Origin of the sequence: Microbacterium excoecariae (assembly GCF_011326725.1) — a bacterium.
GTDB classification, from domain to species: Bacteria; Actinomycetota; Actinomycetes; order Actinomycetales; family Microbacteriaceae; genus Microbacterium; species Microbacterium excoecariae.
Map to the genome: position 1 here is coordinate 2,026,457 of NZ_JAANCO010000001.1, position 24,092 is coordinate 2,050,548.

Annotated in this window: 22 protein-coding genes; 15 read left to right on the forward strand and 7 right to left on the reverse strand. The window is 72.8% G+C overall.

The features are described from left to right. Nucleotides 1-81 precede the first annotated feature (81 nt). The 8 genes from G8E01_RS09395 to G8E01_RS09430 all read left to right on the forward strand — a co-directional run bounded on the left by G8E01_RS09395 (nt 82) and on the right by G8E01_RS09430 (nt 8,613). The gene (locus G8E01_RS09395; protein ID WP_166318915.1) at nt 82-1,062 is read left to right on the forward strand and encodes an NYN domain-containing protein; all 981 of its coding nucleotides are present in this window, start codon (nt 82-84) and stop codon (nt 1,060-1,062) included. 210 nt (nt 1,063-1,272) lie between these two features. Beyond that, entirely contained in the window at nt 1,273-2,229 is a 957-nt protein-coding gene (locus tag G8E01_RS09400) for an ABC transporter permease (protein WP_338100785.1), read from the forward strand. Beyond that, a complete protein-coding gene (locus tag G8E01_RS09405) occupies nt 2,229-2,903 on the forward strand; it encodes a YesL family protein (RefSeq protein ID WP_166318918.1) in 675 nt (224 codons plus the stop codon). The genes G8E01_RS09400 and G8E01_RS09405 overlap by 1 nt, the downstream gene beginning before the upstream one ends. Further along, entirely contained in the window at nt 2,900-4,408 is a 1,509-nt protein-coding gene (locus tag G8E01_RS09410) for an extracellular solute-binding protein (protein WP_166318921.1), read from the forward strand. The genes G8E01_RS09405 and G8E01_RS09410 overlap by 4 nt, the downstream gene beginning before the upstream one ends. Continuing rightward, nucleotides 4,408-5,706, forward strand: a complete 1,299-nt coding sequence (locus G8E01_RS09415; RefSeq protein WP_166318924.1) for a glycoside hydrolase family 28 protein — start codon at nt 4,408-4,410, stop codon at nt 5,704-5,706. Before G8E01_RS09410 ends, G8E01_RS09415 begins: the two co-directional genes overlap by 1 nt. Beyond that, nucleotides 5,703-6,152, forward strand: coding sequence for a hypothetical protein (locus G8E01_RS09420; RefSeq protein WP_166318927.1), 450 nt, complete (start codon nt 5,703-5,705; stop codon nt 6,150-6,152). Before G8E01_RS09415 ends, G8E01_RS09420 begins: the two co-directional genes overlap by 4 nt. Then, complete coding sequence (locus tag G8E01_RS09425) at nt 6,149-7,087, forward strand: carbohydrate ABC transporter permease (protein WP_166318930.1); 939 nt, start codon at nt 6,149-6,151, stop codon at nt 7,085-7,087. The genes G8E01_RS09420 and G8E01_RS09425 overlap by 4 nt, the downstream gene beginning before the upstream one ends. Continuing rightward, complete coding sequence (locus G8E01_RS09430) at nt 7,084-8,613, forward strand: pectinesterase family protein (protein WP_166318933.1); 1,530 nt, start codon at nt 7,084-7,086, stop codon at nt 8,611-8,613. The genes G8E01_RS09425 and G8E01_RS09430 overlap by 4 nt, the downstream gene beginning before the upstream one ends. Here the strand turns inward: G8E01_RS09430 and G8E01_RS09435 are convergent. From G8E01_RS09435 to G8E01_RS09455, 5 genes are read right to left on the reverse strand one after another with little or no spacing between them, the layout of a single operon-like run. Beyond that, nucleotides 8,601-9,920: a serine hydrolase gene (locus G8E01_RS09435; RefSeq protein ID WP_166318936.1), complete on the reverse strand. Its 1,320-nt coding sequence runs from the start codon at nt 9,918-9,920 to the stop codon at nt 8,601-8,603. The two genes, G8E01_RS09430 and G8E01_RS09435, sit on opposite strands and share 13 nt — an antisense overlap. Then, nucleotides 9,917-11,053, reverse strand: coding sequence for a Gfo/Idh/MocA family protein (locus tag G8E01_RS09440; RefSeq protein WP_166318939.1), 1,137 nt, complete (start codon nt 11,051-11,053; stop codon nt 9,917-9,919). The genes G8E01_RS09435 and G8E01_RS09440 overlap by 4 nt, the downstream gene beginning before the upstream one ends. Continuing rightward, nucleotides 11,050-11,862, reverse strand: a complete 813-nt coding sequence (locus G8E01_RS09445) for a DUF6807 family protein (protein WP_166318942.1) — start codon at nt 11,860-11,862, stop codon at nt 11,050-11,052. The genes G8E01_RS09440 and G8E01_RS09445 overlap by 4 nt, the downstream gene beginning before the upstream one ends. Then, nucleotides 11,859-12,875 (reverse strand): LacI family DNA-binding transcriptional regulator, encoded by a 1,017-nt coding sequence (locus G8E01_RS09450; RefSeq protein ID WP_166318945.1) that lies wholly within the window; start codon nt 12,873-12,875, stop codon nt 11,859-11,861. The genes G8E01_RS09445 and G8E01_RS09450 overlap by 4 nt, the downstream gene beginning before the upstream one ends. Before the next feature lie 4 nt (nt 12,876-12,879). Then, the gene (locus G8E01_RS09455; RefSeq protein ID WP_166318948.1) at nt 12,880-14,391 is read right to left on the reverse strand and encodes a family 43 glycosylhydrolase; all 1,512 of its coding nucleotides are present in this window, start codon (nt 14,389-14,391) and stop codon (nt 12,880-12,882) included. A 68-nt stretch (nt 14,392-14,459) separates the two neighbouring features. Here G8E01_RS09455 and G8E01_RS09460 point away from each other — a divergent pair, with 68 nt between their 5' ends. From G8E01_RS09460 to G8E01_RS09485, 6 genes are all read left to right on the forward strand, one after another. Continuing rightward, nucleotides 14,460-15,533, forward strand: coding sequence for a M24 family metallopeptidase (locus tag G8E01_RS09460; RefSeq protein ID WP_166318951.1), 1,074 nt, complete (start codon nt 14,460-14,462; stop codon nt 15,531-15,533). A gap of 67 nt (nt 15,534-15,600) precedes the next feature. Beyond that, the gene (locus G8E01_RS09465; RefSeq protein WP_166318954.1) at nt 15,601-16,956 is read left to right on the forward strand and encodes a Gfo/Idh/MocA family protein; all 1,356 of its coding nucleotides are present in this window, start codon (nt 15,601-15,603) and stop codon (nt 16,954-16,956) included. After that, nucleotides 16,953-17,864: an NAD-dependent epimerase/dehydratase family protein gene (locus G8E01_RS09470; protein WP_166318957.1), complete on the forward strand. Its 912-nt coding sequence runs from the start codon at nt 16,953-16,955 to the stop codon at nt 17,862-17,864. The genes G8E01_RS09465 and G8E01_RS09470 overlap by 4 nt, the downstream gene beginning before the upstream one ends. After that, nucleotides 17,861-18,772 carry a 5-dehydro-4-deoxyglucarate dehydratase gene (locus tag G8E01_RS09475; protein ID WP_166318960.1) on the forward strand — a complete coding sequence of 304 codons (912 nt, stop codon included), beginning with the start codon at nt 17,861-17,863 and terminating at the stop codon, nt 18,770-18,772. Before G8E01_RS09470 ends, G8E01_RS09475 begins: the two co-directional genes overlap by 4 nt. A gap of 2 nt (nt 18,773-18,774) precedes the next feature. Then, on the forward strand, nt 18,775-19,833 hold the full coding sequence (locus G8E01_RS09480; RefSeq protein ID WP_205827531.1) for a mandelate racemase/muconate lactonizing enzyme family protein: 1,059 nt from the start codon (nt 18,775-18,777) through the stop codon (nt 19,831-19,833). A 38-nt stretch (nt 19,834-19,871) separates the two neighbouring features. After that, nucleotides 19,872-21,317 (forward strand): aldehyde dehydrogenase (NADP(+)), encoded by a 1,446-nt coding sequence (locus G8E01_RS09485; RefSeq protein ID WP_166318966.1) that lies wholly within the window; start codon nt 19,872-19,874, stop codon nt 21,315-21,317. An 87-nt stretch (nt 21,318-21,404) separates the two neighbouring features. Here the strand turns inward: G8E01_RS09485 and G8E01_RS09490 are convergent, their stop codons facing one another. After that, on the reverse strand, nt 21,405-22,532 hold the full coding sequence (locus G8E01_RS09490) for a Gfo/Idh/MocA family protein (RefSeq protein ID WP_166318969.1): 1,128 nt from the start codon (nt 22,530-22,532) through the stop codon (nt 21,405-21,407). Continuing rightward, nucleotides 22,529-23,353, reverse strand: a complete 825-nt coding sequence (locus G8E01_RS09495) for a sugar phosphate isomerase/epimerase family protein (protein WP_166318972.1) — start codon at nt 23,351-23,353, stop codon at nt 22,529-22,531. The genes G8E01_RS09490 and G8E01_RS09495 overlap by 4 nt, the downstream gene beginning before the upstream one ends. A gap of 126 nt (nt 23,354-23,479) precedes the next feature. On the opposite strand from G8E01_RS09495, the gene G8E01_RS09500 reads away from it, so the two are divergent. Continuing rightward, complete coding sequence (locus G8E01_RS09500; protein WP_166318975.1) at nt 23,480-24,079, forward strand: TetR/AcrR family transcriptional regulator; 600 nt, start codon at nt 23,480-23,482, stop codon at nt 24,077-24,079. Nucleotides 24,080-24,092 lie beyond the last annotated feature (13 nt).

The following is a 24,092-nucleotide window of genomic DNA, read 5'->3' on the forward strand; positions in this document are numbered from 1 at the left end:
CGCGGGACGCGGGGAGCCTTCGGCGGTTGCCGGGCCGAGGCGGCTCGGGTTTCCGTGAGTTCGGGCGCGTAGGCTCGAGGCATGACCTCACCTCAGGACGATGGGCGCGTAGCCGTCTACCTTGACTTCGACAACATCGTGATGAGCTGGTACGACCGGGTGCACGGGCGCAACTCCTACAACCGCGACCGCGCACGCATCGCCGAGGATCCGACCGAGCCGGAGATCGCCGAGCGCCTCGCCGCCGCCACGGTCGACGTGGGCGCCATCCTCGACTACGCGGCCAGCTACGGCACGCTCGTGCTCACGCGCGCGTACGCCGACTGGTCCTCCCCCGTCAACGCGATCTACCGCCGCCAGCTCGTCGGCCGCGCGGTGGACCTCGTGCAGCTGTTCCCCGCGGCCGCCTACGCGAAGAACGGCGCGGACATCCGGCTCGCGGTCGACACGGTCGAGGACATGTTCCGCCTCGCCGACCTCACGCACGTCATCGTCGTCGCGGGCGACAGCGACTACGTGCCGCTCGCGCAGCGCTGCAAGCGGCTCGGCCGCTACGTGATCGGCGTCGGCGTGGCGGGCTCGACCGCCAAGTCGCTCGCGGCGGCGTGCGACGCGTTCGAGCCGTACGACACGCTCCCCGGCGTGCCCCCGATCGAGAAGCCCGCGAAGGCCGAGAAGAAGCGGGAGCAGCCCGTGGAGGAGGCCCCTCCCGCGCCCGAGAAGGGCGATCAGAAGCCGACCCGTCGGCGCCGGTCCGCGCGGCCCGCGGAGGAGCCCGCGTCGGAGGACGCCGTGCCCGCGTTCGGGGACACCCCGCCGGAGGACCTTCACGCGGTCGCGACCCGCCTCCTCGAGCGGGCGCTGCGCGTCGGGCAGGACAAGGGCGACGCGCAGGGCTTCCTGTACGCCTCCGCCGTCAAGCAGCACATCCGACGCATGGATCCCTCGTTCAGCGAGAAGGCGCTCGGCTACCGCTCCTTCAACGACTTCCTGACCTCGCGCGACCAGCTGGCCGAGGTCCGCGAGGACGGCCACGAGCGCCTCGTGCGCCTGAAGGCGTAGCCTCCGCGCCGCCGGATCGGGCGGGCCTTGCCCCCGCCGGATCCGGCTGTTACGCTCCTGAGAAACCGGTTCCCGACACTCTTCGCGCAGCGCCGCGCGAGGAGGGAAATCGGTTTCTGAGCGGAACGCAGAGAGGCGAACCATGATGCCCACGACGGCAGCGCGAGGCGGTGCGCAGTGACGGCGCCCGCGGCACCCCGGATCCGTCCCGTGACCGATCACCTGATGACGGCGCCCGCGCCGACGATCCCGCCGCGACGGCGCGGCTTCCGCCACTCATACATCTGGCGCCACCGCACGCTGTACCTCATGGCGATTCCGGGCATCGCCTACTTTCTCGTCTTCAAGTACCTGCCCATGGGCGGGCTCGTCATGGCGTTCCAGGACTACTCGCCGTATCTCGGCGTGTTCGGGAGCCCCTGGGTCGGCCTCGAGCACTTCGTGCGCTTCTTCTCGGAGGACACGTTCCTGCTCCTGCTGAGCAACACCGTGATCCTCTCGGTGCTGCTCCTCGTGTTCTCGTTCCCGATCCCGATTGTTCTCGCCCTGCTCCTCAACGAGGTGCGCATGAAGGCCTTCCAGCGCACGGTGCAGACCGTGATTTACCTGCCGCACTTCATGTCGTGGGTCATCGTCGTCTCGCTCTTCTACGTGCTCTTCACGACGGACGGGGGCAGCGTCAACAACGTCATCGTCTCGCTCGGCGGCGAGCCCGTGCCCTTCCTCACGGATCCCGAATGGCTGCGCCCCATGTACGTGGCGCAGGAAATCTGGAAGACGGCCGGCTGGGGCACAATCGTGTACCTCGCCGCGATGACGGCCGTCGACCTGCAGCTGTACGAGGCTGCCGAGATCGACGGCGCGGGCCGCTGGCGCCAGACCTGGCACATCACGCTCCCCGCGATCCGCCCGACGATCGTCGTGATGTTCATCCTCTCGATCGGCGACTTCCTCGAGCTCGGATTCGAGCACATGTTCCTCGTGCTCAACTCGCTCAACCGACAGGTCGGCGAGATCTTCGACACCTATGTGTTCACGACCGGCATCCAGAACGGCCAGATGAGCTACGCCGCCGCCGTCGGCCTCTTCAAGGGCCTCGTCGGCCTCATGCTCGTGATCGCCGCGAACCGCATGGCGAAGAAGTTCGGCGAGGAGGGCGTGTACTGATGTTCTCCTTCGAGGGGTTCGTGCGACTGAACGCCTTCCTGACGGGCTTCTATCGCATCGCCTACCTCAACATCCTCTGGGTCGCCGTGACCCTGGCGGGGCTCGTGATCGCGGGCATCGGACCGGCCTCCTACGCGCTCTCGGCGTACATCGACCGGTGGTTCCGGCTCGGCGAGACGCCGCCGATCACGCGCGCCTTCGTGCGGCACGCCCGCGCCGCTCTCCCCCGCGCGAGCGCGCTCGGGGCAATTCTGACCGTCGCGACCGGGATCGTCGTGGCGAACATCTTCTGGCAGACGTCGTGGATCCTCCAGTTCGCGAACGTCGCGGCGCTCGGCGTCCTGGCCCTCGCGTGGGGATTCGGGTTCTCCGCCATGGCCGCGACCGACGTCGGGGGCGTCGCGCGACCGGTCGCCGCCGGCCTGCTCGTCGCCGTCGGCTCCCTGCACTGGACGATCCTCGCCTCGACCGCGGCGGCCGCCGCCTGCTGGGCGCTCGCCTCCTTCGCCCCCTTCCTCCTCCCCTTCTTCGGCGTCGGCATCCCCGCCGCCGCCGTCGGATTCGTCACTCGGATCGCCTACCGGCAGATCGGCACCGACGCCGAACCCTCGCCATCGCTCTCCCCGGCGCTGCGCAACGACGCGCTCGCCTCGTCGAAAGGAACAGCACGATGAAGACCACGCGCATCGCTGCGGGCGTCGCCACGCTCGCCGCCTGCTCGCTCGCCCTCACCGCCTGCGGCGGATCCGCCACGAGCGGTGCCACGGGCGAGGATCGCGACAGCATCACCTGGATGACCATGCTGCACACCCCGACAACACCGGATCCCGGAAGCCCTGTGGAGCTGGCGCTCGAGGAGCACACGGGCATGGATATCGAGTTCCAGTGGGTGCCCGACGCGTCCAAGGACGAGAAGATCAACGCCGCGCTGGCCTCCGACTCGCTCGCGGACATCGTCTCGCTCACGAACATCACCAATACCTCGGTGCGTCAGGCGCTGACGTCCGGCCAGTTCTGGGACGTCGAGGAGTACCTCGACGAGTTCGACAACCTGTCCCAGATCGACCCCCAGACCCTCGACGCGGCCCGCATCGACGGCGAGCTCTACGGCGTGCCGTTCCAAAAGCCGAAGGCCCGGTACGGCGTGCTGGTGCGGCAGGACTGGCTCGACAACCTCGGGCTCGAGGTCCCGCACACGATCGAGGAGCTCGGCGAGGTGGCGCGCGCCTTCGCGGAGGACGACCCCGACGGCAACGGCGAGGATGACACGACGGGCTTCATCGACCGCGAGGAGAGCTTCCTCGTCGGGTTCCGCTCGCTCGCCGGATACTTCGGCGCCGGCCAGAAGTTCACCGTCACGGACGACGGCACCGTGGTTCCCGCCTTCACGACCGACGCGTTCCAGGACGCCATGGAGTGGTACCGCGAGCTGTATGAGGACGGCGGCGTGAATGGCGAGTTCGTCACGATGGCGAAGCAGAACCAGCAGGACGCGATCGCCCGGGGCACGGGTGGCATCGTGGTCACGGGGCTGTTCGAGGCCAAGAACTACATGAACATCGCGCTGAGCGCGGACCCCGACACCCCCATGGCGTGGGCGCTCGTGAACGACGTGACCTACGAGGACGTCCCGCGCCGGATCCTCACGGACACGAACGGCGGCATGGGCGGGTGGCTGGCCCTCCCGAAGTCGCGCGTCGCCGACGAGGAGGACGTGCGCGCGGTCCTCGGCTTCATCGACAAGCTCATCGAGCCCGAGGCGTTCACCCTCATGACCTACGGCATCGAGGGGACCCACTACTCGATTGACGACGCGGACGTCGTCACGATCGAAGACCAGGGTCTGTGGGAGCGCGAGGTGCAGCCGTACTCCTCATCGCGCCCGTCGGAGATCGTCATGACCTTCAACGACACGACGCCCTACGTGAACGAGGGCAACGAGAAGATGGCCGAGAACGACGAGTTCGTCGTGACGGATCCGACGCTCCCGCTCACCTCCGAGACGTACAACCAGTCGTGGTCGTCGATCGAGCAGCAGGCGAACGACGCGTACAACCAGTACATCGTCGGCCAGATTGACATGGCCGAGTACGAGGCCGTCATCGACTCGCTCGGCGCGCAGGGCCTGGATCAGATCACCGAGGAGTTCACGGCCGCGTACGAGCAGGCGAACGGCTGATGGTGCGCGGCTCGACGGCCGAGCGGATCCTCGCCCGCCCCGACCTCGCGGCGGTCGTGGAGGCGACCGCCGCCCTGCAGGCGAACATCGATCGGGCGTCGGCACGCGGCGGCGGTCGCGTGAGCGTGGCGGCGGGCGTGCGGGAGGTCGGATCCCTCCGGCTGCGCTCGGGCGTCGAGCTGCACCTCGAGCGTGGCGCCGTGCTGCGCTTCGTCCCGGAACCGGAGCTCTACCCCGCGATCGACGCCCGCTGGGAGGGGCGCGCGCAGCGCGTGCACGCTCCCTGCCTGTGGGCCTCGGACGCCTGCGATATCGCCCTCACCGGACACGGCACGATCGACGGCGGGGGCCCGGCGTGGTGGCGCACGTTCCGCACCTCGCCCGCCGCGCTCGCCTACCCGCGTCCCACCCTGGTGGGCCTGCACGGCTGCACGCGGGTCACGGTGTCCGATGTCACCCTCCTCAACTCCCCCGCGTGGACACTGCACCCGCTGCTGTGCCGCGACGTGCGGATCACCGGGATCCGGATCCTCAATCCGCCCGACTCCCCCAACACGGACGGAATCGATCCGGAGTCGTGCTCGGGGGTGCGCATCAGCGACTGCCACATCGACGTCGGCGACGACTGCATCGCGATCAAGGCGGGCGCCGAGGGCTCCTCGGATCCCGTCGCCTGCGAGAACATCGCGATCTCGAACTGCACCATGGTGCACGGTCACGGCGGCGTTGTCATCGGAAGCGAGATGTCGGGCGGCGTCCGCGGCGTGGTCGTCACGGGCTGCGTCTTCCAGGGAACCGACCGGGGGATCCGGATCAAGACGCGGCGACGGCGCGGCGGCACGGTCGAAGACGTGCGCGTCGCGCACGTCGTCATGGACGACGTCTCCTGCCCCCTCGTCATCAACCCGTTCTATTTCTGCGGCGAGGAAGGCAAGCTCCCGCACGTCGCAGACCGCGCGCCGCACCCCGTCGACGCGGGGACGCCGCGCATCCGCCGGATCCACATCGCCCACGTCACCGCGACGAACGCCCGCGCGGCGGCCGGGTGGGTCTCGGGCCTGCCCGAAGCTCCGCTCGAGGACCTCGTGCTCGACGACGTCGTCGTGACCTTCGCGCACCGCTCGGTGGCCGAGGTGCCCGCGATGGCCGACGGGGTGCCGGCGATGGCGCGCCGCGGGCTCCACGCGCAGTTCGCGACGGGCGTGCGACTCCGGGGGGTCCGAATCCTGGATCCGGAGGGCCCGGAGCTCGTCCTCGACGAGCGGACGGTCCGCCTCGCGGAAGCCGCGACGCCGTGACCGCCGTGACCGCCGTGACCCATGCCCGGCCCCGGACGCGACGCCTCGAGCGCACCATCGCGGGAATCGGCGCGGCGCTGGCGCTCGTGTTTCAGGGCGGATTCGCCGCGGTCGTCGCCGGGGCGGACGAGGACACCCTGCGCGCGGACATCATCCCCGCGCTGGAGGGCGCCGGCGTCGCCCTCCCCGCGGGCGGCGAAATCGAGGCGGTCCAGACGCTCGCGGGCTGGTTCGGCTTCTCGCTCGTGGCCGTCCTCGCCTTCACGGCCCTCGGCTTCTTCTTCTCGCGGATCCGTCCGACGAGTCGGTCCGCGGCCTGGTGGTTCGTCGCGGCGGGCCTCGCGTGCCTGGTGGGCAGCCAGCTCGTGCTGTACCCGCTCGCGTTCCTCTTCTTCCTCGCCGCGGGGCTCTTCGCGGCGCGCCCACTCGACGGGAGTCCCTCATGACCCTCACCCCCCTGCCCTCGCGGCCCGTGCGCGACGAGACCGTCCCGATCCGGACGCGGCTCGCGGCGAAGCGCCGCACCCCCGGCCGCCGGATCTTCGCGATCGTCAACGCGATCGTGCTCACGGCGTTCGCGCTCGCCTGCGTCCTCCCGTTCGTCAACGTCCTCGCGAGCTCGCTCGCGACGCCGGGCGAACTCGCCACGCGCCCCTTTATCCTGTTCCCGCGGACGTTCACGCTCGACGCGTATCGCTACATCCTGTCGACACCGACGATCTTCCGGGCGATGGGGGTGTCGGTCTTCGTCACGGTCGTCGGGACGTTCCTGAGCCTGGTGCTCACCGCGTTCATGGCCTACGCGCTGTCCAAGAAGCACCTGCGCGGCCGGCGCGTGATCAACTTCCTCGTCGTGTTCACGATGCTCTTCTCGGGCGGCATGATCCCGACCTTCATCGTCGTCAACTCCCTCGGGCTCATCGACTCGCTCTGGTCGCTGATCCTCCCCGTCGCGATCAACGCCTTCAACTTCGTCATCATGCGTAGCTTCTTTCAGGGGATCCCCGAGAGCCTCGAGGAGGCCGCGCGCATCGACGGATGCTCTGAGATCGGGGTGTTTCTCCGCATCGTCCTGCCGCTCTCGCTCGCCTCGATCGCCACGATCGGGCTGTTCTACGGCGTCTACTACTGGAACACGTACCAGAACGCGATCCTGTACATCAACGACTCGACGAAGTGGCCCATCCAGGTGCTCCTGCGCCAGATCGTGATCGTCGCGAGCGGGCTGAACGCGAACGAGGCCGCCGTCGACGTCGTGCCGCCCGCGCAGTCCGTGAAGATGGCCGTCATCTTCGTCGCGACGCTGCCGATGCTCCTCGTCTACCCGTTCATCCAGCGCTTCTTCGTGAAGGGCGCGCTGATCGGGTCGGTCAAGGGATGACCCGCGTCGAGGTGGGGCCCGGCGAACGACAGCTGAGCGCGATCCAACTCGCCGTCGCGGACCCGGACGCAACCGAGATCGTCGTGTGGCCGGGCACCTACGAGGAGCAGGTCGTCGTGGCACCGCGGGAGCGCGCCCTGCTCATCCGTTCGGAGACCGGCGACCCTCGCGACGTGATCGTCACCTTCGGGCTGCGCCAGGGCGACCTGGCCCGCGACGGCATGCCCCTCGCGCAGGACGCCGCGACCATGACGCTGGACGCCGACGACACGACGCTCCGGGGCATCACCGTCGTCAACTCGTTCGACCGCGCGCGGCGTCCGGGCGCGCGCGACACGCAGTCCCCCGCCCTGCGCACGCGCGGCGACCGGATCCGCATCGAGCGCTGCCGGCTCCTCGGCCAGCAGGACACGCTCTTGCTGGACAGCCCGAGCCGCGCCGCCGTGCGCCACGTGCTCGTCGAGGACTGCGAGATCCGCGGCGACGTGGATGTCATCTACGGACGCGCGACGGCCGTCGTGCGCGGCGGCACGATCCACGCAACGGGGCCGGGCTACGTGGCCGCGCCGTCGACGATCCGCGAGGTGCCGCGCGGCCTGCTGTTTTCGGGCGTCCGGTTCACGGCCGACGCGCCGGACGGATCCGTCTTCCTCGCCCGCCCCTGGCATCAGGGCGGGTCGCCGGAGGCGCTCGGAAGCGCGGAGTTTGCGGGGTGCGCGCTCGGCGCGCACGTCGCCGCGGATCCGTTCGCGGACATGGGCGGTTTCTCCTGGCGCGACGCGCGCTTCCGCGTCCACGCGGGCCCCGGGCCCTCGCCCGAGAGCTGGCTCGCGGGCTGGGACGGGCCGCCCGCACCGACGGGCCGCGTGGTGATTGTGTCGGATTCAACCGCCAGCGCGTACGGCCCGGAGCGCGCGCCGCGTACGGGGTGGGGCCAGGTCCTGGCGGACGAATCGGGCCTCGAGGTCGTCAACGCCGCCGTCTCGGGCGCCTCCACCCGCAGCTTCCTCGACTCACCCGCAGCGGACGAGGCGCTCGCCTCCCTCTCGCCGGGCGACGCGCTCGTCGTCGCATTCGGGCATAACGATGCGAAGCCGGGGCCGCGCCACGCCGACGTCCCCTCCGGCTACCCCGCCGGCCTCCGACGCTTCCTCGCCGGAGCCCGCGCGCGGCGCGCGATCCCGGTCATCGCGACCCCCGTCGAGCGCCGGGGTGTACGGGCCACCGACATCGTCACGACGCACGACGGGTATCCCCAGCGCGCGCGCACCGTCGCGCGCGAGGAGGGCGTGCCGCTCCTCGACCTTTCGCTCGCCACGCGTCGACTCATCCGCTCCGGCACCGACGCGGCGTCGCGCGCGCTCTTTCTGCACCTCGCCCCGGGCGAGGCCGATGCCTACCCCGAGGGCGTCGCCGACGATACGCATTTATCGGAGCGGGGGGCCCGCGCCGTGGCGAGGATCGTCGCGGGCGAGCTGCGCGCGCTCGGCATCAGGCCGCGCGCACGCGCCGCTCAGCCGGCCTGAGCGTCCGGGCGGAACGTGCCGACCCACGTGTGGGCCCGGCCCACCGCGGGTCCGAAGCCCTGCGCCTGAACGGTGAGCAGGCCGTCCGCGGTCGCCACGAACCGCGCCCGGAGGCGCGCGATGTCGTCGGCGCTGATGTCGACGACGACATCGAGGACCCCCGGGCCGGACCACCCCGCGGTCGCCACGCCCCGCCCGAGCCCCGCCACCTCGACCGGCGCGGGCACGCCGAGGGGGACGTCGAGCCGGAGCTCGCCCGCCTCGATCTCGGCGCGCTCGCGCCCGAGCGCCGCGCGGATGACGCCGGGCGCCCCCTCGCCGGCGATGCGCCCCCACGCCCCGGCACCCGGCACGGCTCGGGCCGGGTCGTGCGCGGGCGCCGGCCACTCGAGAGCCGGGGCGGGGTCGGCGGGATCCAGCTCGCGCGCCGCGTCGCGCACGAGCCCCGCGAGGCGCTGGTCGCCGCTTTGGCACGCCTGCGCATTGGCCGTCACGACGAGCACGAGGCCGCGGGCCGGATCGCCGAACGCGACCTGGCCGCCGAGCCCGAACATCATCCAGCCGCCGCCGGGAGGCAGCCAGATCTGCGCGCCGTAGCCCGCGCGCAGGGATCCTCCCCAGGTCTGCGTGGCCGCGTCGGAGGCGCGCGCGAGCGCCTGGCGCACCACGGAGGGCGCGAAAGCGCGCCCTCCGCCAGCGGTGACCTCGGTGGCGATCGTCAAGAGATCGCGGGGCGTGCAGATCAGACCGGACCCGCCGTGGCCGATGCCCTCGGGCCCGGTCAGCACCCGCATGCCGCGCCCCGCGCCGAGCGGCGCGAAGATCCGCGCGCGGAACACGTCCTCCAGCGGAGCCCTCTCGACCCGCTCGACGAGGGCGGACAGGGCGTAGGACCCGCTCGTGTCATAGGTAAACAGCGTGCCCGCGCGATGGGTCGGGGCCACGCGGAAGTAGGACGCGAGCCAGTCGCCCTCCTCCTCGCGGTAGGTGGTCCGGGCGTGCGGCCCGCGCATGGCGAGGACATCGCGGATCCGGGTCTCGGCCGTCAAGCGCGGCACCGATCCCGCCTCGGGGAAGAATCGCGCGATCGGGTCGTCGAGGTCGATCCGCCCCTCCTCCGCGAGCGCGAGCACGACCAGGCCGGTCAGGCTCTTGGCGACCGAATACATCCGGTGCGGGGTGTGCACCGACGCGTGGGCGGGCGCCGCGCTCGCGATGACGCAGCCGTCGAGCGTCGCCTCGAGCGAGTGCAGCGCGATGTCGTCGGCCCGCGCGCGGGCGACGAGCTCCGCCAGCGCGCCCGTCACGCGGCACCGCCGCGGGCGAACAGAGCGCCGGTCGCGGAAAACGTGTCCCCGCTCCGCAACGCGCGCGCGAGGTCCTCCTCGATGCCCGGAACGATGCGGCGGCGCCCCAGGTCGTCGTCGACCTCGCGCCGCATCGCCGCGGGGATGGCGCGCGGGGCGGGAGCGGCCATGACCGCGTCCACGAGCCGCATGAAGGCCCCGGTCTCGCCGGCGGGCGCGAGCAGGGGCGCGTCCCCCGCGCGCGCGGCCAGGAGATTCTCCAGGAGGTCCGTCCGCCTGGCGCCCCACCGCTCGACCACCTCGCCGGCCTCGGAGCGCCTTTCGAGGACGTCCTCCTTGTACCAGAACCGCAGCGCGCCGCGGGTGCCGACGGCCTCGACGAAGGGCGGCGTGTGCCGCTCCGCCGCGAGGGTGACAGCCGTGGTCAGTCGGCGGCCGTCCGCGAGGTCCAGGAGCGCCACGGACGTGTCGTCGGCCTCGATATCGTTCGCGTGCCACATCTCCAGCCCGACGCGGCGCACGTCCTCCTCGCGCGTCGTGCCCGCGATGGCGAGCGCCGTCGCCGTCGCGTGGGCGAGCGGGTTCGTGAGGACCCCGTCCGCCACGACGCGCCCGTCGAGAATGCGCCGGCCCGCCCACGCCGACCGGGACCAGTACGCCGCGTCGCGGACCCAGGCGCCCGTCGCCGACCACCGCACGATGTCGCCGATCGCGCCGGCGGCGATGCGCTCGCGCGCGGCCGCGATCGCGCTCGACCCCAGGCTCTGAAAGCCAACCTGGACGAGACGGCCGAGCTGCTCCGCGCGGCCCACAAGCGCCCGAAACTCCGCGAGCGTCGCGGTGGTGGGCTTCTCGAGCAGGACGTCCGCGCCCGAAGACATGGCCGCGTCGGCGAGCGCGTAGTGGGTGTGAATGGGGGTGCAGATCACGACGACGTCCGCGAGCCCGGCGGCGAGGAGCGCCGCGCCGTCCGGGAACCGCCGCGTGCCCGCCGGGAGGTCGGCCGGATCCGGCGGGTGCGGGTCCGCGACCGCGACGAGGCGCACGATCCCTGCGCCGTCGAGCCGCGCAGCGCGCGCGAGATGGGTACGCCCGTGTCCGCCCGTACCGATCACGGCGAGCCGCGGCGTCATCGGACCGCCTCCGGGGTCATGCCAGCCGTGTGCGCCAGCACCCCGTCCACGTCGGAGGGCCGGCAGACGGCCACCGTGAGATCCAGCGAGAGCTCGTCGCCGAGGGCGAGCCGGCGGCGGCCCGACACGGCGACCGCCGGCCCGAACCCGACGTATCCCTCGGCGCGGACGAACCACGGCATCCCGGACCGCGTCACGGCCACGAGCGCGACGTCGCCGTGCTCGAGGACGAGGTGCGGCGACCGGGATCCGTGGGCCGCGCCGACCCCCTCGCCGTCGGCCGTCCGCACGCGCGCGTCCGCAAACGGAGCGCGCCAGAAGATCCCGCCGTAGAACGCCCCGTCGCGGCCATTGGTCTGCGGGCTGCCGAACGTCCGCGCCTCTCCCACTGCGGTGAGGCGCGTCTCCCAGGTGAGCGCCCACGCGGCGCCCAGGGACAGCGCCGAGATGCGCCGCGCCTCCGTGAGGAGCGTCCGACCGGCGGGATCCGTCCATGCCAGGGTCTGGTCGAGGGCGCCCGGGCCGTGGCTCTCCGACACGACGTGCTGGCGCCCGTGGTTGTCGAGCATCGTCGAGCCGCGTCCGGGCACGAACGTTCGCCCGCCCCAGAACGATGTTCCGTCGACGTCCGCGATCGCGACGCTCACGCCGAGGTGGTGCGGGTGGTCGGCCGGACGGGTCTCGGTCACGGGCACGCCGGCGCGGGTCTCGGCGGTCAGGTAGGGGCGCGGCGAGAGCGTCGCCGCGAGCGCGGATCCGCGGTGCGAGCGGGCGACGACGGTTCCGTCCGCGAGGGCCAGCTCGGTCATGCGGGGCCTCCCGTGCTCGCCCGCGGCGCGAGCTCCGGGGCGAAGATGACCGGCGTGCGGTCCGCGTCGCCGCGCATCTCGGCGCGGAGGGTCTCCCACAGCCGCTCCCCGATCTCCCCGAGGCGGGCGGTCATCGTCGTGAGCGACGGCGAGGAGAACTGGGCGAACGGAATGTCGTCGAATCCCGCGACCGCGAGGTCGCCCGGCACGCGGATCCCCTCCTCCGCCAGGCGCCCGAGGAGCCCGAGCGCCACGACGTCGTTGAACGCGATGACCGCCGTCGCACCCGACGCGCGCACCGCGGGCCAGGCCGCGTGGCCGTCGGCGAACGCGTGGCCGCAGGGGATCTCGAGCACCTCCACGTCGGCTCGGGCCGCGCGCACGCTCTCCAGGCCGCGCTCGCGCGCCCAGTTCGAACGGCTCTCCGGCGGACCGGCGAGATAGGCGATGCGCCGGTGCCCGCGGTCGACGAGGTGTTCGGCCAGCTCGCGGACGCCCGCCTCGTAGTCGACGAGCACCGACCCCGCGCGTTCCCCCGTTGTCCGGTTCAGCACGACGACGGGCGCGACGCGCGGCAGGAGCGCGATGAGCTCCTCGCGCGTCATGCGCGGCGCGAAGAGCACGACGGCGTCCGTGCGGTTGCGCACGTCTACGGCCACCACGGCCTCCCCCGCGCTGTTCTCGAGCGTGTCCGCGATCAGCACACGATAGTCATCCCGCGCCGCGGCGCGATGCAGGCCGTGGAGCACCTGATGGAACATGGGGTTCGCGAGGTCCGGAACGACGACGCCGATGGTCCGGCTGACGCCGAGCGAGAGCGAGCGGGCCGTCTCGCTGCGGGTGTACCCCAGCTCCTCCACGGCGCGCCGTACCCGCTCGGCGATGTCCTCGCCGACGGTCGCCACGCCGTTCATCACGCGGGAAACGGTCGCCTTCGACACGCCCGCGGCCTCGGCGATATCGGAGATCGTCGTTTCGCGGGCGGGGGTGCGTCGGGCGCGCTTGCGGGTCATGTCCTCAATCCTCGCCCTCATCGATCCGGAAGTGCGTAAACGCCGCGACGGCGTCGGGCGCGCCGAAGGGCGCTCCGGTGAACAACGCGATCTCGGCGCCGATCCAGCGCCCCTCCGCGGCGTGCGCCCCGGGGTCGACGGTCCACTCCCGCCCGTCGGCCGCGAGCCGAGCGCGGATTGCGCCGCCCGCGCGCACCTCGAGCGTCACGCGAACCTCGCCGTCGACTGGCGCCGCGGCCACGATGCGCTCCGCGAGGTCGTCGCGGCCGCGCACGGCGACGACGGCGCTCGTCCCGGCCTCCTCGCGGCGCACGCCGGCCCACACGTAGTCGAGCCCGAGGACGGCGAGCCCCGCGCGGGAGCCCGCGCCCCCGTCCAGCACCATGCCGACGGTGGACCGTGAGGTGCCGCCCGGAAGCGGCTGCCCGAGCACCCGCGGGAGCGCGGCCAGGCTCCCCGAGTCCGCGGCCGAGCGCATCCGCAGCTGGCCGGTCGCGGGCGCGAGCGCGTCGTGCGGAGGGTTCGCCTGCCAGGTCCAGGTCGGGCCGGGCGCGCCCTCGGCGAAGTCGTCGGAGCGGGCGATCGAGCGCGATCGCTGCGGCGCGCCATGCGGCGAGGCGTATTCGAGGACGGGTTCGCTCGGCCCGCCGTCGACCGCCCGACCGATCAGCGGCCAGCCGTCCTCGCCCCACCTCATCGGCTGCAGGTGCACGACCCGCCCGGCCGCGCCGCGGTCCTGGAAATGCAGGAACCAGTCGCCCGCCGGTCCCGTGACCCACGCCCCCTGGTGGGGGCCGTTGACGGAGGTGCCGCCCTGTGCAAGGACGACCCGCCCCTCGAACGGACCGAACGGCGTGGGGCCGCGGAAGACCGCCTGCCACCCCGTCGCGACGCCACCCGCGGGCGCGAAAATCAGATACTCGTCGCCGCGCTTGTAGAACTTCGGCCCCTCGATCGTCGTCCAGCCCGTCAGGGCCGCGCCGTCGATCACGTCCCTGGCAGGGCCGAGCGGTCGGGTGAGGCCCGGATCGACCTCCATCACGGTGAGGACGTTCTTGCGGCCGGCGCGCGAGCGGGCCCAGCCGTGAACGAGGTACGCCCGCCCGTCGTCGTCCCACAGCGGGCACGGGTCGATGAGGCCGGTGCCGGCCACGAGGCATCGCGGCACCGTCCATGGCCCCGCCGGATCCTCGGCCGTCACGACGAAGATCCCCTGGTCGGGATCCGGGTAGACGATCACGTACCGGCCCTCGTGCCATCGGATCGACGGCGCCCAGACGCCCGCACCGGGCCGCGGCAGGCGAAACCAGGCGTCGGGCTCCACGCGGTCCAGCGCGTTTCCGACGCGTTCCCACGTGACCAGATCGTCCGACACGTAGACGGGCAGCCCCGGCGCGCGGTGGAAGCTCGACGCGATCATGACGTAGCGGTCCCCGACGCGAATCGCGTCGGGATCCGGAAGATCGGCGTCGATGATCGGATTGCGGTATCGGCACTCGCCCATGAGTCGTGACACACTCGGAACAGTACACGAGAAACCGGTTACCGGTACGGTGGATCCACCCCGACCCCAGGACGGACACGATGACATCCCCCCGCAACGACGCGGCCTCCGAGCGCGACGCCAAGACCGCGCGATTGACGCGCATCCTCCGCGACCATGACCGCGACGCCCTCCACCTCACCTCCTCCGCGAGCCTCGCGTGGCTCCTCGGCGGCGCGCGCACCGCGGTGCCGCTCGGCGGCCCGCCCGTGCTCTCCGCGACCGTCGCCCGCGACGGGGCGCTCGTCGTCACGACCCTCGCGAACGAGGTGGACCGCCTCGCGGACGAGGAGGCGCCGGACGTCGCGTGGCGGGTGATCCCGTGGCACGGGGACCTCGCGGCCGCACCGGCCGGCGCGCTCACGGAGGGCGAGGCCGCGGCCGAGCTGCGCCACGCGCGCGCCGCCCTCCTGCCGGCGGAGGTCGCCCGCTACCGGGCGCTCGGCGCCGACACGGCGCGCGCGCTTCGGCGCGCCCTCGAGCGCGCGCTGCCGGGCTGGACCGAGCGCGAGCTCGCGGCGGAGATCGCGCGCGAGGCGTACCTGATCGGCGCCGAGCCCGCCGTGATCCTGGCCGCGGGGTCGGCGCGCGAGAACGTGCCCCACCCGCTCCCCACGCACGCCCCGCTCGGCGGGCGCGCGATGGCGGTCGTGACGATGGTGCGCCACGGGCTCCACGCCAGCGCGACGCGTTGGGTGGAGTTCGACGCCGACGGCAGGCGCGCCGACACCGAGGCGGCACTGCGCGAGGTCGAGGCCGACGCGTTCCGCGCGACCCGGCGCGGCCGCACGGTCGCCGCGGTCCTCGCCGACATCGCCGCGGCCTACCCCCGCCACGGCTTCGCGGAGCGCGCGTGGGAGGCGCACCACCAGGGCGGGGCGACGGGGTACGCGGGCCGAGACCCCAAGGCGAGCCCCGCCCTGTCCGATCGCGTGACGTCGCCGCAGGCATTCGCGTGGAACCCGTGGGTCCCGGGCGCCAAGGTCGAAGACACGGTGCTCGTCTCCGAGGGGGAGGTCGAGGTCCTCACGGCGGACCCGGAGTGGCCCACCACGGTCGTCGCGGGGCGCCCGCGCCCCCTCCCGCTGGCGCGCCACGCCGCCCGATCGGATTGACGCGGCCCGCGTCTTCCCGCCATACTCTCCCCTGAGAAACCGCTTTCTTCACAGTCGAAGGATTGTCATGCCCCTCCGCCGCTACGCGCTCATCGGCACCGGATCCCGCGCGCAGATGTACCTCGCCGCCCTCGCGAACGACTACACGGACGTCGCCGAGCTCGTCGCCTGGTCCGATCCGAATCCCGGCCGCCTCGACTGGTCCGCGGCGGCGCACCCGGCGCTCGGCGCGCCGCGCCGGTTCGATGCGGCGCGGCTCGGGGACGTCGTGCGGGAGGAGGCCGTCGACGTGGTGATCGTCACGAGCCCCGATCACACGCACGCCCGCTACGTCGTCGCCGCCCTCGAGGCCGGCGCGGACGCGGTTGTGGAGAAGCCCCTGACGGTCGACGAAGAGGGGATCCGCGAGATCGCCGCCGCGGCCGAACGCACGGGCCGGCGCGTGACGATCACCTTCAACTACCGCTACTCCCCCCGCAACTCGGCGCTCAAGCAGGTCATCGCGGCGGGCGAGATCGGCGACGTCACGAGCGTCCACTTCGAGTGGGTCCTCGACACGGCGCACGGCGCGGACTACTTCCGCCGGTGGCACCGGCAGAAGGAGAACTCCGGCGGGCTCCTCATCCACAAATCGAGCCATCACTTCGACCTCGTGAACTGGTGGATCGGCGACGTCCCGGCGCGGGTGTTCGCCTCGGGAGGGCTGCGCTTCTACGGCGCGGACAACGCCGCCCGGCGCGGCCTCGGATCGCGGCCCGAGCGCGGGACCACGGACGACCCCGCGCGCGATGCCTTCAGCCTCGATATGCGCGCCGACGACAAGCTCCGCGGGCTCTACCTCGACCAGGAGCACCACGACGGCTACGTCCGCGATCGCGACGTCTTCGACGCGAGGATCACGATCGAGGACAACCTCGCGCTCATCGTCGATTACGCGCGCGGCGCGACGCTGAGCTACGCGCTGAACGCGCACTCCCCGTGGGAGGGGTACACGGTGGCCGTCAACGGCACGAAGGGGCGCGCCGAGCTGACCGTCGTCGAGCGCGGCAGCGTGCAGGTGGACGAGGACGGCCGCACCGTCGTGGATCCGAGCGCGCGCCCCGACCTCGTCGCAAACGACGCGGCCCGGCCCGCGAGCGAGCGCCTCGTCGTGCAGAACCACTTCGCTCCCGCACGGGAGGTCCCGATCCCCGCGGGCGTCGGCGGCCACGGCGGCGGCGACCGCGTGCTCCTCGACGACGTCTTCCGCGGCGCCGGATCCGATCCCCTCGGCCGCACGGCCGACTGGACCGACGGCGTGCGCAGCGTCGTGGTCGGCGTGGCCGGCAACCTCTCCCTCGACCGCGGCCTCCCGGTGCGGGTGGCCGATCTCGAGATCGGCGCGGCCTCCGGCGCGGTGGCCGATTCGCGCGGCGAGCGATGAGCCGCGTCGTCGTCACGGGCGGCGCCGGCCGCCTCGGCCGGAGCGTCGTCCGCGCCCTCGTCGACGCCGGCCACGAGGTCACGTCGCTCGACGCCGTGACGCTCGAGGGCCTCCCGGCCGCGCAGGAGCGGCTGGACCTCCTGGACGCCGCCGCCACGAGCGCGGCGTTCTCGCGGATCCGGCCCGACGCCGTCGTGCACCTCGCCGCGATCGCGGTGCCCGGCGCGCTGCCGGATCCGGAGATCTTCCGCGTCAACACGCAGCTCGTGTTCTCCGTGCTGCAGGCGACCCTCGACGCGGGGGCCGGGGCGATGCTGCTCGCGTCGAGTCCGACCGTCATGGGGTACGGGGCCCCGCGGGGCTGGGCCCCGGAGTACCTGCCGCTCGACGAGGCCCACCCGACCGCGCCGTGGAACGGATACGGCGCGTCCAAGGTCGCGATGGAGACGATCGTGCAAATGGCGGTCCGCCAGCACGGCGACCGGGTCCGCTTCGGCGTCTTCCGGCCCTGCTATGTCATCGCCCCCGAGGAGTGGGAGGGCGCCCCGACCCAGCAGGGACACACGGTCGAGGAGCGCCTCGCGGATCCGGCCCTGTCGGCCGTTGCCCTGTTCAACTACGTCGACGCGCGCGACGCGGGCGAATTCGTCGCGGCGTGGCTCGCGGCCACGGCCGCGCCGAACGGCGCGACGTTCTTCGTGGGTGCTCCCGACGCCCTCTACGACGGCGACACGGCCGACGCCGTGCGCGCCCACCTGCCCGCGCTCGCGGACGTCGCGGACCAGCTCCCGGGCACGGCCTCCGTGTTCTCGAGCGACCGCGCCGCGGCGCTCCTCGGCTGGCGCGCCACGCGGTTGTGGCGCGACCAGCTCGTCCGACACACCCCGCCGCTGGAGGCTTCCCGATGACGAACCTGGCCATCCCCGATCGCGTGCTGTTCTTCCCGGTCACACCCTTCGACGACCGCGACCGCGTCGACGAGGACCTGCTCGCGCGCCACGTCGCGGAGCGCGTCGCGAGCGGGCCCGGCGCCGTCTTCGCCGCGTGCGGGACAGGCGAGTTTCACGCGCTCTCGCTCGAGGACTACCGCGTCGCGATCCGGGCGGCGGTGACCGCGACGAGCGGATCCGTCCCCGTCCTCGGCGGGGCCGGCGGCCCCCTCGGGCACGCTCTTGCCTGCGCCCGGATCGCCGCGGAGGAGGGCGCGGATGGCCTGCTCGTCATGCCGCCCTATCTCGTGGGGGCGCCGCAGGAGGGCCTCGTCGCATACGTCGAGCGGATCGCGCGGGAGAGCCCCCTGCCGCTCATCGCCTACCACCGCGCCAACGCGCAGTTCACGCCAGCCTCGGTTGCGCGCCTGATCGAGAACCCGCGCGTCGTGGGGATCAAGGACGGCGCGGGAGACCTGGCCGTGGCGCAGCAGTTCGTGCTCGAGGCCGAGCGGTCGGGGCGCGACGTGCTGTTCTTCAACGGCCTCCTCACGGCCGAGATGACCCAGGCCGCCTACCAGGCGATCGGGGTGCCGATGTATTCCTCGGCCGCCTTCGCGATGGCCCCGCGGCCCGCGGTGCGCTTCTTTCGCGCCCTGCGCGAGGGCGATACGCACACGCAGCGGGAATTGCTTGAGGGGTTCTTCCGGCCGCTCGTCGCCCTGCGCGACGAGACGCCGGGCTTCGCCGTCTCGCTCGTGAAGGCGGGGGTGCGCCTCGGCGGAATCGCGGCGGGATCCGTGCGCGCGCCGCTTGTGGATCCCACGCCCGAGCAGACCGCGCGGCTGGCCCGCATCCTCGAGCGCGGCGAGGAGCTCGCGGCGTGAGCATGCCCGCGATCGCCTCGCTCGAGACGCGCCTCGTCGAGATCCCGCTGCGGCGGGCGTGGGGCGAGGACGTGCGGGAGATGCACGTCGTCGAGACCGTCGTGCGCGATACGTCAGGCGGCGCCGGGTGGGGATTCAGCTGGACCCCGACCATCGGCGCGCACGCCGTGGAGCAGCTCCTCGCGCGGGACATCGCGGATCACGCGCGCGGTCTCCCGGCGGATCCGCGCATCTGGCAGGGCGTGTGGGAACACCTCCACGAGGCCGGCTCCGGCGGAATCACGACGATCGCGCTCGCCGGCCTCGACCTCGCGCTGTGGGATCTCGCCGCGCGGCGGCAGGACCGATCGGTCACCGACCTCATCGGGCGCGCCCACGACCGGCTCCCGGCGTACGGCAGCGGCGTGAACCTGCACTACTCGGCGGACGAGCTCGCCGCGCAGGTGCGGCGCTGGGTCGATCAGGGATTCGACGCCGTGAAGATCAAGGTCGGCAGCGCCGACCTCGCGCGCGACGTCGACCGCGTCGAGGCGGTGCGCGAGATCCTCGGCGCGGGCCGGGCGCTCATGATCGACGCGAACCAGCGGTGGGACCTCGAGCGCGCGACGACCGCAATCTACGCCCTGTCGCGCTTCGACCCGGCGTGGATCGAGGAGCCCCTGCGCGCCGACGACATTGCGGGGCACGCCGAGCTGCGGCGCCGCATCGGCGTGCCGATCGCGCTCGGCGAGAACCGCCACACGATCTACCAGTTCCGCGACGCGATCGACGCCGGCGCCGTGGACATCATCCAGCCGAACGTCGTGCGGGTGGGCGGGATCACCCCGTTCCTCGCGATCACGGAGCTCGCCCGCGAGCGCGGGGTGCGGATCGCGCCCCACCTGTTGCCGGAGCTGTCCTCCCAGCTCGCGTTCTGCCTGCCCGACGAGACCTGGGTGGAGGACGTCGAGGACGCGGGGTTCTTCGACCTCGGCGCCCTCGCGGCGCCCACGGGCCTCGACATCCGCGCGGGCATCGCCACGGGCGGGCCCGCGCGGGGCCTCGGCATTCGTTTCGCCTGACCACCCCGTCCCGCATCCCGAACGATAGGAGATCCTCCGTGACCGATTCGACCGCCCAGGACGTCGACGCGCTCTGCCGCGCCGCGCGGATCGCGTTCGCCTCCTCCGCCGCCGCCACCGACCGCGAGCGCGCGGCGTGGCTGCGCGCGGGGGCGCAGGCGCTCGACGACGCGGCGGGCGAGCTCGTTCCGCTCGCCGACGAGGAAAGCCGCCTCGGCTCCACCCGCCTCGCGGGCGAGCTCGCGCGCACGACGAGCCAGCTGCGCCTGTTCGCGACCGTCATCGAGGAGGGGTCCTACCTCGAGGCGACGATCGACCACCCGAACCCCGACGCGACGCCGCCGATCCCCGACCTGCGTCGGGTGCTCCGCCCCCTCGGCCCCGTCGCGGTGTTCGCGGCCTCGAACTTCCCGTTCGCGTTCTCGGTCGCTGGCGGCGACACGGCGTCCGCGCTGGCGGTCGGCTGCCCCGTGATCGTCAAGGCGCACTCGGGGCACCCGCGCCTGTCCGCGCGCGTCGCCGCCATTCTCGGCGACGCCCTCGTCGGCGCGGGGGCGCCCGCGGGGATCCTCGCCCTCGTGACGGGTCGGGACGCCGGCCTCGCGCTCGCGGACCACGATGAGATCACCGCGATTGGATTCACCGGTTCGATCCCGGGCGGCCGCGCGATCCACGACCGCGCCGCCGCGCGATCGCGCCCCATTCCCTTCTTCGGCGAGCTCGGGTCGCTCAACCCCGTCGTCGTCACGGCCGCCGCGGACGCCGCGCGCGGCGCGGCGCTGGCCGAGGGCCTCGCGGGCTCGTTCCAGCTCGGCGTCGGGCAGTTCTGCACCAAGCCGGGCGTCGTGTTCGTGCCGGCCGCCTCCGCCGTCGAGGCCGGCCTCGCGGCGCACGTCGGCGACGCCGGGCCGATGCTGACCGACCGCATCGCGTCGTCGTTCGCGGCCGGGGCCGAGCGCGTGCGCGAGGTGCCGGGCGTGGACACGGTGGCCGCGGGCGACGGATCCCTCGTCGCCGCCTGCGATACCGCGACGCTCGCGGCGCACGCCGAGACCCTGCTCGAGGAGGTGTTCGGGCCGTTCACCCTGGTCGTCCGGTACCGCGACGAGGACGACCTGCTCGCCGCCCTCGATCTCCTCGAGGGCAACCTCACCGCCACCCTCCACGCGGAGGAGACGGACGAGATCGGTCGGATCCTCCCCGCGCTGGAGGAGCGCGCGGGACGCGTGCTGTTCGCGGGCTGGCCGACGGGGGTCGCCGTGAGCTGGGCGCAGCATCACGGCGGACCGTGGCCCGCGACGACGAGCCAGCACACCTCGGTCGGCGCGACGGCGGTGCGGCGATTCCAGCGCCCCGTGGCCTACCAGCAGGCGCCCGAGCGCGCCCTTCCCGCCGCACTGCGCGAGAATAATCCGCTCGGGATCCCCCGTCGGGTCGACGGCGCGCTGGTCCTCCCCGGGAGCCCGGGCGCGTCGTCCCGCTGACGCCGGCGCGACGGTTCACTCCCCCGTTTCGCGCCGCGCGCCCGCTGCTCCGCGAGGAGCCGGGAGCGCGCGGCCGTCCGAGGGCGCTTACAGCGTCGCCGTGAAGGGGTCGAAGCCGGCCGGAACGGTCGGCACGGGGGCCGAGATCGAGCTGGCGACGGCGAGGAACTCGCCGCTGGCGGCGGACTCCTGCGCCGAGAGCATGACGTCGAGCACGTGATACCCGAGCTCCCCCGTGGCGACATGCGGGCGGTCCTCGGCAATCGCGCGCACCATGTCGAGCACACCGAGCCCGCGCCCGACGACCACGCCCTCCTGCGCGACGTCGAGGAACTCCTGGCCGCCCCAGTCGCCGTCGGCGAGCGTCGTCTGCGCCTTGACGTACTGGATCTTGCCGTCGAACATGTTCGGGTCGGGGAGGAAGATGGACCCCTCCGTCCCGTGCACCTCGAAGACGCCGTGGCGCTCGAGGGCCGAGTCGAAGCTCAGCAGGCTGGCCGACTGGGCACCGCTCTCGAATCCGGCGATGACCTGCAGCGAGGTGGGCACTTCGACGGCGAAGGTCTCCCCCGCCTTCGGGCCGGAGCGGATCACCCGCTCCTCGAACTTCTTGCGGCCCACGGCGGCGACGCGGTCGACCGAGCCGAAAAGGCTCACGAGACCCGTGAGGTAGTACGGGCCCATGTCGAGGAGCGGGCCGGCGCCCTCGGCGAAGAGGAACGCGGGGTCCGGGTGCCACAGGTCCGGACCGACGGTCTGAAACGTGGTCGAGGCGAACATCGGCTCGCCGATGAGGCCCGATTGGATCGCGCGCTTCGCCGACTGAAAGCCCGGGCCGAGCACGGTGTCGGGGGCCTGACCGATGCGCAGCCCCTTCGCCGCCGCGTCCTCCAGCAGCTTCTTCGCGCCCGCGCGGTCGAGGCCAATCGGCTTCTCGCTCCACACGTGCTTGCCCGCGGCGATCGCGGCCGACGAAACCTCGATGTGCGCGGCGGGGATCGTCAGGTTGACGACGACCTGCACGCCCGGGTGGGCGAGCACGTCCTCGGCCGAGCCATGCCCGGGGACGCCGTGCTTCTCCGCCTGCGCCTTCGCGCGCTCGGGCAGGAGGTCGCCGACGATGAGCACCTCCACGTCCGGGAAGGACGCGAGGTTCTCGATGTAGGTGTCGCTGATGACACCGGCGCCGATGACGCCCACGCCGACGGCGCTCACGCGACGTACCCGCCGTCCCGGAGGAAGGCGAAGCTGGCCGCGATGTCCTCGAAGACGTCGCCCGGGGCGTTGTCGTATTCGATGACCGCGTACCGCAGGCCGGTGGCGGCGTGCAGGGACGCCGCGAGGGGAACCTCGGCGGTGCCCGCGTGGCGCTGATCGAGCTCGGCGCTGGCGAACGCCGGGGCGTCGGGCGCGAACGGGTTGGACGAGGGCACGATGCCGTCCTTGACGTGGACGGCGACCAGCCGGTCCCCCAGACGAGACACGAGCCCGGGCACGTCCTGCTGACCGGCCGCGGCCCAGAACAGGTCGAGCTCGATCTGCACGTCCTCGCCCGTGAGCGCGAGGAAGCGCTCGTAGGCGGTCACGCCGTCGAACGACGCGACGAACTCCTGCGAGTGGTTGTGGTAACCGACCTGGAGGCCGAACCCCTGGGCGACCTCCTGGAGCGTGGCGAAGCGCTCGGCGATGTCCGCGACGCCCTCCTCCGTCGACCACCGGTCGAGTGCCACGAAGGGATCGATGACCGTCGTCATGCCGATCTTCGCCGCGGCCTCGAACACCACCTCGGGGGCGGGCGTGGGAATGGATCCGTCCGGCGTCCAGAGCTCGTCCGAGAGGATCGGCGCGTGGCCCGTCGGAGCCTTGAGGCCGGCGCCGTCGAGCGCGGCGCGGATCTCGTCGGGACGGCCCACGAAGTCGAACGCCTCGACGTTCCGCAGACCGATCGCCGCGAGCTTGTCGAGGGAACCGTCCATGTCGGCGGTGAACTCCTTAGCCAGGCTGTACAGCTGGACGGAGGCTTCGGGCAATGCCATGACGTGACCTTCTTTCGTACGTCGTTGTGATCGAGCGGGTCGCGCGTCCGCCGCGGCGGGCGCCATATCGTCACGCTAACACCAAAAACCTTCCTATGGAGGTTTTTAACCGACTATGTTGGCGTCATGGCCAGCGAGGACGCCGTCATCGGCAGACAGGGCTCCTATGCGAAGGGCGTCGCCCGGCGCCGAGAGATCCTCGACCGCGCGATAGAGGTCTTCGCCGAGCGCGGCGCCGACGGCACCAGCCTGCGGCGCATCGCGCAGGCCATCGGGGTCTCGCACGCGGCGCTACTGCACTACTTCGATTCGCGCGAGCAGCTCCTCGTCGCCGTCTACGAGCACGCCGAGGCGCGCCGCGCAGCCGGCGAGGACGACCCGCGGCCGGGCCACGCGATCGACCTCATCGTGGGCGCGGCCGTCTCGAACCTCCGGGTCCCGGGGCTGGTGGAGCTCTACACCACGCTCGTGGCCGCGTCGCTCGAGGCGGGCAGCGAGGCCGGAAAGGCGCACTTCACCCAGCGCTTCGAGCGGGTGCGCGCGGACCTGGCCGAGCGACTTCGCGCCGATCAGGCCGCGGGCATCGTGCGTGCGGACATCGACCCGGAGCCGATCGCCGCGTTGATCGTCGCCGCCTCCGACGGCCTGCAGATCCAGTGGCTCTTGGATCCGTCCATTTCGCTGCAGGAGACACTCGGCGCCTTCGCGGCGCTGCTGCACCCCTGAACGCGCGACGCGG